This is a genomic window from Caulobacter hibisci (genome assembly GCF_016135805.1).
Taxonomy (GTDB): domain Bacteria; phylum Pseudomonadota; class Alphaproteobacteria; order Caulobacterales; family Caulobacteraceae; genus Caulobacter; species Caulobacter hibisci.
The window spans coordinates 342,176-348,804 of record NZ_JADWOX010000003.1 but is presented as its reverse complement, the minus strand read 5'-3'; the positions used below and the strand labels follow the sequence as shown (position 1 = coordinate 348,804).

The 6,629-nt window shown below is 69.0% G+C and carries 9 protein-coding genes; 7 read left to right on the top strand and 2 right to left on the bottom strand.

The features are described from left to right. Positions 1–351 precede the first annotated feature (351 nt). Together I4Q42_RS07735 and I4Q42_RS07730 are read left to right on the top strand one after the other, a co-directional pair. Positions 352–774, top strand: coding sequence for an Hsp20 family protein (locus tag I4Q42_RS07735; RefSeq protein ID WP_198575476.1), 423 nt, complete (start codon positions 352–354; stop codon positions 772–774). A gap of 79 nt (positions 775–853) precedes the next feature. Then, complete coding sequence (locus tag I4Q42_RS07730) at positions 854–1,120, top strand: DUF1150 family protein (protein ID WP_198575475.1); 267 nt, start codon at positions 854–856, stop codon at positions 1,118–1,120. A 98-nt stretch (positions 1,121–1,218) separates the two neighbouring features. Here I4Q42_RS07730 and I4Q42_RS07725 read toward each other — a convergent pair whose 3' ends face one another. Both I4Q42_RS07725 and I4Q42_RS07720 read right to left on the bottom strand, forming a co-directional pair. Further along, a complete protein-coding gene (locus I4Q42_RS07725; protein WP_198575474.1) occupies positions 1,219–2,010 on the bottom strand; it encodes a SapC family protein in 792 nt (263 codons plus the stop codon). A 180-nt stretch (positions 2,011–2,190) separates the two neighbouring features. Continuing rightward, positions 2,191–4,257, bottom strand: a complete 2,067-nt coding sequence (locus tag I4Q42_RS07720; protein ID WP_198575473.1) for a TonB-dependent receptor — start codon at positions 4,255–4,257, stop codon at positions 2,191–2,193. 138 nt (positions 4,258–4,395) lie between these two features. Between I4Q42_RS07720 and I4Q42_RS07715 the strand changes: the two genes are divergently transcribed. The 5 genes from I4Q42_RS07715 (at position 4,396) to I4Q42_RS07695 (ending at position 6,609) form a co-directional block, all read left to right on the top strand. Next, positions 4,396–5,208 carry an acid phosphatase gene (locus I4Q42_RS07715; protein WP_198575472.1) on the top strand — a complete coding sequence of 271 codons (813 nt, stop codon included), beginning with the start codon at positions 4,396–4,398 and terminating at the stop codon, positions 5,206–5,208. Positions 5,209–5,315: 107 nt separating this feature from the next. Further along, positions 5,316–5,621 carry a hypothetical protein gene (locus I4Q42_RS07710; RefSeq protein ID WP_198575471.1) on the top strand — a complete coding sequence of 102 codons (306 nt, stop codon included), beginning with the start codon at positions 5,316–5,318 and terminating at the stop codon, positions 5,619–5,621. Then, the gene (locus I4Q42_RS07705; RefSeq protein WP_198575470.1) at positions 5,612–5,764 is read left to right on the top strand and encodes a hypothetical protein; all 153 of its coding nucleotides are present in this window, start codon (positions 5,612–5,614) and stop codon (positions 5,762–5,764) included. Before I4Q42_RS07710 ends, I4Q42_RS07705 begins: the two co-directional genes overlap by 10 nt. A gap of 7 nt (positions 5,765–5,771) precedes the next feature. Further along, complete coding sequence (locus tag I4Q42_RS07700; RefSeq protein ID WP_198575469.1) at positions 5,772–6,152, top strand: hypothetical protein; 381 nt, start codon at positions 5,772–5,774, stop codon at positions 6,150–6,152. A 19-nt stretch (positions 6,153–6,171) separates the two neighbouring features. Further along, positions 6,172–6,609, top strand: a complete 438-nt coding sequence (locus tag I4Q42_RS07695; protein WP_198575468.1) for a hypothetical protein — start codon at positions 6,172–6,174, stop codon at positions 6,607–6,609. Positions 6,610–6,629 lie beyond the last annotated feature (20 nt).

Below are 6,629 nucleotides of genomic sequence, written 5' to 3'. Positions count from 1 at the left end.
GAGATCCATCCGAAGCAAGGCCTTTCGGCTTCGTTTCGGGCGTCTTCGTCAGCGCCGTTCCGAGCGGAGGGCGCATATAGGACGGTGACGGGACGATGACAAGCGCGAAGATGCACATGTCGAAGATTCCGCGACGGACGGCCGCGCCGACCGCCTCTTTCCACCCTCTCCCTATATAGAGAGGCCCGCCCGCACGGGCTTTCGCAACGCCCCTCCATAGAGAGCGCCCGACGCGCCCGCCTTGAACGCGCGCCGTCCCGTCTCCACTTCCTGTGAAGCGTTGCGGAATCGGGGCGCCGCTCCAGGGCCCGAATCTCCGCGAACGAAGTCGCTTAGAGCGAAGGACTTCGCATGACCCGGACCATCCTGTTCGACAGCCCCTTCCTATTGGGCTTCGAACACACCAGAGACCTGATCGAGCGCGCCGCCAAGGCCGCCGGCGAGAGCTATCCTCCCTATAATGTGGAGCAGACCGACGACGGGGTGCGCATTACACTGGCCGTGGCCGGCTTTTCGCCCGACCAGCTGCAGGTCACGGTCGAGGGCGGCCAGCTGGTCGTCGCCGGCCGTCGCGACGGCGAGGGCCGGAGCGAGGCCGACCGCGCCTATCTGCACCGGGGAATCGCCGCCCGCGGCTTCCTGCGCACCTTCGTTCTGGCCGAAGGCATGGAGGTGGCGGCCGCCACCCTCGAGCACGGCCTGCTGCACGTCGATGTCGCCCGCCCGCCGCCCGAGCGCGAGGTCAAGCGAATCCCCATCCGCTCGCAGGGCTGAGGCCCGCGCGCTCCCGCCTCCCAAGCCCGCCTGAACCGCAGGCCCCCAGGGGCGTTCCCTATTCGAAGGAGGTGGTCACATGACACCCAATTCGCACACGCCGTTCTTCTCGACCGAGGCCTTCGCCGCGCTGGGCGCTCCCGACCTCGTCTATGTGCGTCCGATCAAGGCCGCCGAGATTCTCGCCGACGCGCCCGAAGGCGTGGAGGAGTTCGACCTGGCCCCCGACCAGACGCTCTATGCCGTGTGCCGGGCCGACGGGGCCCGCCTGGCGGTGCTGACCGACCGCGACGCGGCCGTGGCCGCCGCCCTGGCCCACGAACTGGCGCCGGTGTCGGTGCACTGACGCCGCCTTAGGAAGACGGCACAAACGAAAAGGGCGGCGGATCCTGCGATCCGCCGCCCTCTTTCTTTATATGCTCACCCTGGCGGGCGCGCGGGACCTCAGTTGAGGTTGGCGGCCGGGGCCTGCGACTGGCGCAGCATGGTGATGGCGATCAGGCGATCCCAACCGACCAGCGACACCAGGTGGGCGTAGATCTGGGCCAGGGCGCCCGAAGCCTGGAATTCCTTCAGCTTCTCGACCGGCAGTGCGTTCAGCTTCTCTTCCGAGACGCCGTAGTACTCGGCCACGGTCTGCGGCGCGCCCGGCTGGCCGTCGGCGCCTTGCGGGGTGAAGGTGGCCGTCTTCAGTTCGAAGAGGTCGTTGTCCTTCAGCAGCTGCACGAACGAGTCGGTGCGGCGGCGCTCGACTTCGAAGTCGTCGCAGAACTTGATGCAGTTCTGGGTGTATTCAGTCGGCTCGCCCTTGGCGTCGAACAGCGGGGTCTCGCCGGCTTCCGACAGCAGGCTCGAGCCGCGGTCGATGCAGACGATCATCCGGCCCTGGGCGTCGTCATTGGCCAGCACGAACGGATAGCGGCGGACATAGGCCGGGATGTAGACGCCGACTTCGGTCGAGCCGTCGGCGTGGATGAACAGGTTCTCGCCCTGGTTCAGGCCCATCACCGCAAGCGGGGTGCGCTCTTCGCCGGCGAAGATGATCGGGTAGGACAGGGCGGCCGGGCCGAATTCGGTCACAGTCAGCGGCACGGCGGTGCCGGCGGCGGCGAAGCCGTAGGGCTTATCCTGATGGACCAGACCCAGCTTGCCGTGCTGCTCGCGATTCAGCGGCTCAGGCGTCGAATAGAAGAGAACGTTGCCGGTGATGCCGCCGGCGGTCTGGGTCGTTTCCATAAGAAGCTCTACAGAAGGGCTAAAGAAGACGGACGCTCTATCGCTCTAGGCGGCCTTTGGTGGTCAGCGCTTCTAGCCGATCTGCGATATCCCGGCAATCGACACGTCCGGAGAGGGAAGACGGGCCGCCGCTCTCGCTCGTGAAGCGAAAGCGGCGGCGTCTCCAGACCCTGGAAAGACCTAGAACCGCCAGGCGATCCCGGTACGGATCGAACGGCCCGGCGAGGGCGCGAAATCCTTCAGGAACGAGGCGTGCTCGCGCACCGTCTCGTCGGTCAGGTTGCGGCCCTCGACGAACCAGCGCAGCGGCTGGTCGGCGAACGGCTTCACCGTCACCTTCAGGTTCACGGTCGTATAGGCGTCGGTCGGCAGCTCGTAGGTCGCCACCCTGTCCTGTTCGGCCACGTGGCGCAGCTCCAGTTCGCTCTCGACGCGCGAGATGGTCCAGATCGCCCGGCCGGTCACCGACCACGGCGGGATGCGGGCCGGCGGACCCAGATCGGTCTCGCCGCGCACATAGTCGGCCACGCCTTCCAGGCGCAGGGCCTGCTCGCCCGAGCGCCAGGCGTTCCAGCCCAGCTCGAGCTCGGCGCCGTGGAACTTGGCTCCGGTCTGGTAGTACTGGAACACCGGCAGATTATCCTCGACCGCGCCGGTCGGGGCTTCCTCGATGAAGTTGTCGTACCAGGCGCCCCACAGGTGGCCCTCGACGCGCAGGCGATCGCCGGTCCAGCGATAGGTCGCCTCCAGCGAGGTCACCGTTTCGGAATCGAGGCTGTCGTCGCCCTTCTCGTAGCCGCCGGTGCCCGGGTGCGGGCCGTCGGCGAACAGTTCGAACTCGGTCGGGGCGCGGCCGTTGCGCGACAGGGTCAGGGCGTAGAACTGGTGCTCGGCCGGCTTGTAGAACAGGCCCAGCGAGGCCGAGACGTTGTCGAACTCGCGCTTCTGCGTCGCCGTCTCCAGCGAGCGGGTGTCGAAGCGCAGGCCCGCGTCCACGCCCCAGGTGTCGCGGTCGAGGCGCTGCAGCGTGAAGACGCCGTATTCCTTGATGTCGACGCTGGGCACGAAGGCCTCGTCGCCGATGGCCTCGAAGGTGCGGGTCAGGGCCTGGAAGCCGATGGCGCCCTGGTGGCCTTCATGCTCGCGGTGGACCAGCTCAACGCGGCCCTCGGTGCCATCCGACAGGAAGCGGGTGCCGACCTCGCCGTCCTCGACGCTGACCTCGGCGTGCTCGTAGTCCGCATGGCCGATCGAGACGCGGACCTTTTCGAACCACGGATTGTCGAGTTCCTGCTCGCCGCGCAGGTCGTAGCGGGTCTGCTGCAGGTGGATCGAGACGGGACCCTCGGCGTCGGGATCGATGGGCGACAGGATCTGCTCGTAGGGCACGCCGTAGGTGGTGTCGGTGCGCTTGACCGACAGACCGAAGAAGCCGGTGTCGTGCACATAGGAAACGCCGGCGCCGTAGGCGTCCATCTCGACATCGGTGTTGCGCACGGTCTTGCTCGGATCGACGGTCAGGCCGTCGCGGGCGGCCAGGCGCGAGGAGACCGGCGCGGTCGGGACCTCGTAGTCGTCGCTCTGGCGATGGTCGGCGTCGACGGCGAAGACCAGCGGGCCGGCGTTGAACTTGGCCGCGCCGCTGACGCCCCAGCCGTCGTCGACGCTGGAGGCCGAGGCAGCGATGCGGCCCTCGATCCCGTTCTTGGCGCGGCTGGAGGGCACGCGCTCGTCGAGCATGTTGACGACGCCGCCGATGCCCGAGCCGCCATAGGCCAGGGTCGAGGGGCCGCGCAGCACCTCGATGCGCGAGGCCTCGGCCGGATCGGAGGCCACCGCGTGGTCGGGCGACAGCGACGAGGCGTCGACCTGACCGACGCCGTTCTGCAGCACCATCACCCGCGGACCGGCCAGGCCCCGGATCACCGGACGCGAGGCGCCGGGGCCGTAGAAGGTGGAGCGCAGGCCCGGCAGGCCGTTCAGCACGTCGCCCAGGCCGGCCGGCGGGGCCAGGTCGAGCTTGTCGCGGGTCAGCACGTTGACGCTGCTGGTCACGCTGTCGAGCGAGACGGCGTAGGGGGCGGCGGTGACGACGACCTGGGAGACCGAGGTGTCGCCCTGGTCGGCGGCGGCGGCGTCGGTCGGCGCGGCGGCGGTGTCGGCGGCCCAGGCCGAGGACGTCGCCGCGAGGGCGATCAGGCTGGCGGCGGCGAAGGCGTGGCCACGGGTGAAGTTGCGGCGGGTCATGAACGACGGATCCTGGAACTGGCCGGGGGAGCGGCGAATGACTGTTATGAAATAACATATCTCGCCGTCAATCCGCTTTCGCTTGACGCGGGCGCGAGCGGCCGTTCTGTGTCCTGACGACCTCAGTCCGGGCTCTTCATGATGCGTTTTTCGTCGCTCCTCCCCCTCTCGGCCATGATCCTGCTCGCCGGCTGCGCCCAGCTGACTGGCGAGGCCGCGCCGAAAGCCCCGGCCAAGCCCTATGCCCAGGCCGGCGGATCGACCACCTGGACCAAGCCGCCGAAGGGCTACCTGACCCTGGCCGCGCCGTTCGACGCGCCGGGCATCGTCGGTCCGCCGCCAGCGCCGGACTCCCCGCGCGGCAAGGCCGACCGGGCCGCCTTCGACGACAGCCGCAAGCTGGCCGGCACGCCGGCCTGGGACAAGGCGATCGCCGACGCCGACTTGTCGGGCGCCAATGGCTTCAAGAGCTTCTCCTGCGCCGCCAAGGTGACGATCAGCCCGGACAAGACCCCGACCCTGGCCAACCTTCTGATGCGGCTGACCGACGACGCCGGCACGATCTATCGCCCGGCCAAGCAGGCCTTCTCGCGGCCGCGGCCGCCGGTGGGCAACACCAAGCCGATCTGCGTGCCGCGCGAGAGCTGGATCGAGACCGAGGGCTCCTATCCCTCCGGCCACGCCCTGATCGGCTGGTCTTGGGGTCTGGTCCTGGCCGAGCTGGTGCCCGAGCGGGCGGCCGAGATCACCGCGCGGGGTCGCGAGTTCGGCGACAGCCGGGTGATCTGCGGCGTCCACTTCCCCAGCGACCTGGAGGCCGGCCGGCTGCTGGGCGGGGTGATGGTGGCGCGGCTGCACGCCGATCCGGCCTTCCAGGCCGACCTCGACAAGGCCAAGGCCGAGATCGCCGCCTCCAAGGCCGAGGGGCCGCCGGCCGGCTGCGGCGGCTGACACCACTCCCTCCAAAAGCGCACCTCCAGATGATACAACTTTGAGCTTGAGGCCCTCTCGGCGGGGCGCCACCTTGGCGCTCTTTCGGGGAGGGCGGAATGATCGGGATGATGCAACGACCCGTGGCGGGCCTCGCCTGCGCCTTGTGGTTGGCGGCGATCAGCGGCTGTGCGGTGTTCGCCCCGCCCGACGACCCGGTTCTCGATAGCAAGATCACCACCGCCTACGAGGGCGTGGCCAAGCTGGCGGCCCAGGCCGAGATGGGGCTCTACACCGACAAGGCCACCTATCCCGCCACGATCGGGACCTATGCCGACATCCAGGCCGCCCTAGCCGTCGCCGCCGTGCGGGCCGGCAGCCAGCCTACGCCGCCAAGCCGGCCCAGAAGGCCATCGCCGACGAGGTGGCGCTGATCCAGGGGTGCAGCGCTCAGGTCAAGGGCCTGGCCCAGCTGCACCAGCTGGCCGGCATCGTCCCCAACACCGGCGCGACCACCGCCCTGATGGTCAGCTGCGATCAGGCGGCCAAGGCCGTCACCGCCATGAAGCCCAGGTGAGACCCCGATGAGCATCGACTTCTCCACCCTGCAGGTCGACAACGCCGACCAGCTGGCGACCGTGCTGGAACAGCAGTTGGGCGCCACGGCCACCGACTGGTGGAACGCCAACAAGACTGTCGTGCCGGGCTATCTGCGCAGCCTGGCCGAGGCCACGGTGCAGACCCAGACCGCCCTGGCCAATCACCAGATCACGCCGCAGGCCGCCGACCTGATCCTCCACAACCAGGAACTGGCCTTCAACCAGACGATCCAGTTCACCCAGTTCATGACCCTGGCCCTGGGCCAGAACCTGCTGAACACCGTGTTCCAGGTGATCGGCTGGGCGATCTACAATCGCACCGGCGTCAACCTGGCGCCGAACCTGGTGCAGCCGGCGGCGAGCTGAGCGAAGGAACGAAGACGACATGATCCGGTCCATTCCCGTTCTGCTGCTGGCCGCCGCCCTGGCGACCGACGCACAGGCCGCCGCTGGCGAGCGACGCCTCGCGACCGCCGAACCGGGCGAATGCGCGGTCATCGAGCAGCTGGCCGGCCCCACCTCCGGCCCCATTCGCAGCGTCGCGGCCCCCGCGCCCGGCGGCGACACGCTCGCCGACTACCGCGCCACCCTGGAAGATGCGAAGCGCAAGCATCGCCCGGTCTCGCTGCGCAGCTGCAAGAACCTGCGCCACCGGCTAGGGGAAACCGGCAATGCGTACAGTCGCGTCGCCCTGAGTCCGGACGGCGATCGCGCCGTCGTCGACGTCGATTGCGGCCCCGTCTTCCTGCGTCGCGAGAAGGAAGGCCGCTGGCGCGTCGACGCCAGCTATGTCTCGGCGCACGGCTGCCAGGTCCTGCACTAGCCGCCGCCCGGCGTAAGGTT

Excerpts from the sequence above, each read along its gene's own strand:
- I4Q42_RS07730 (WP_198575475.1), top strand. The coding sequence starts at position 854 with ATGACACCCAATTCGCACACGCCGTTCTTCTCGACCGAGGCCTTCGCC.
- I4Q42_RS07735 (WP_198575476.1), top strand. The coding sequence starts at position 352 with ATGACCCGGACCATCCTGTTCGACAGCCCCTTCCTATTGGGCTTCGAA.
- I4Q42_RS07695 (WP_198575468.1), top strand. The coding sequence starts at position 6,172 with ATGATCCGGTCCATTCCCGTTCTGCTGCTGGCCGCCGCCCTGGCGACC.
- I4Q42_RS07700 (WP_198575469.1), top strand. The coding sequence starts at position 5,772 with ATGAGCATCGACTTCTCCACCCTGCAGGTCGACAACGCCGACCAGCTG.
- I4Q42_RS07725 (WP_198575474.1), bottom strand. The coding sequence starts at position 2,010 with ATGGAAACGACCCAGACCGCCGGCGGCATCACCGGCAACGTTCTCTTC.
- I4Q42_RS07710 (WP_198575471.1), top strand. The coding sequence starts at position 5,316 with ATGATGCAACGACCCGTGGCGGGCCTCGCCTGCGCCTTGTGGTTGGCG.
- I4Q42_RS07720 (WP_198575473.1), bottom strand. The coding sequence starts at position 4,257 with ATGACCCGCCGCAACTTCACCCGTGGCCACGCCTTCGCCGCCGCCAGC.
- I4Q42_RS07715 (WP_198575472.1), top strand. The coding sequence starts at position 4,396 with ATGATGCGTTTTTCGTCGCTCCTCCCCCTCTCGGCCATGATCCTGCTC.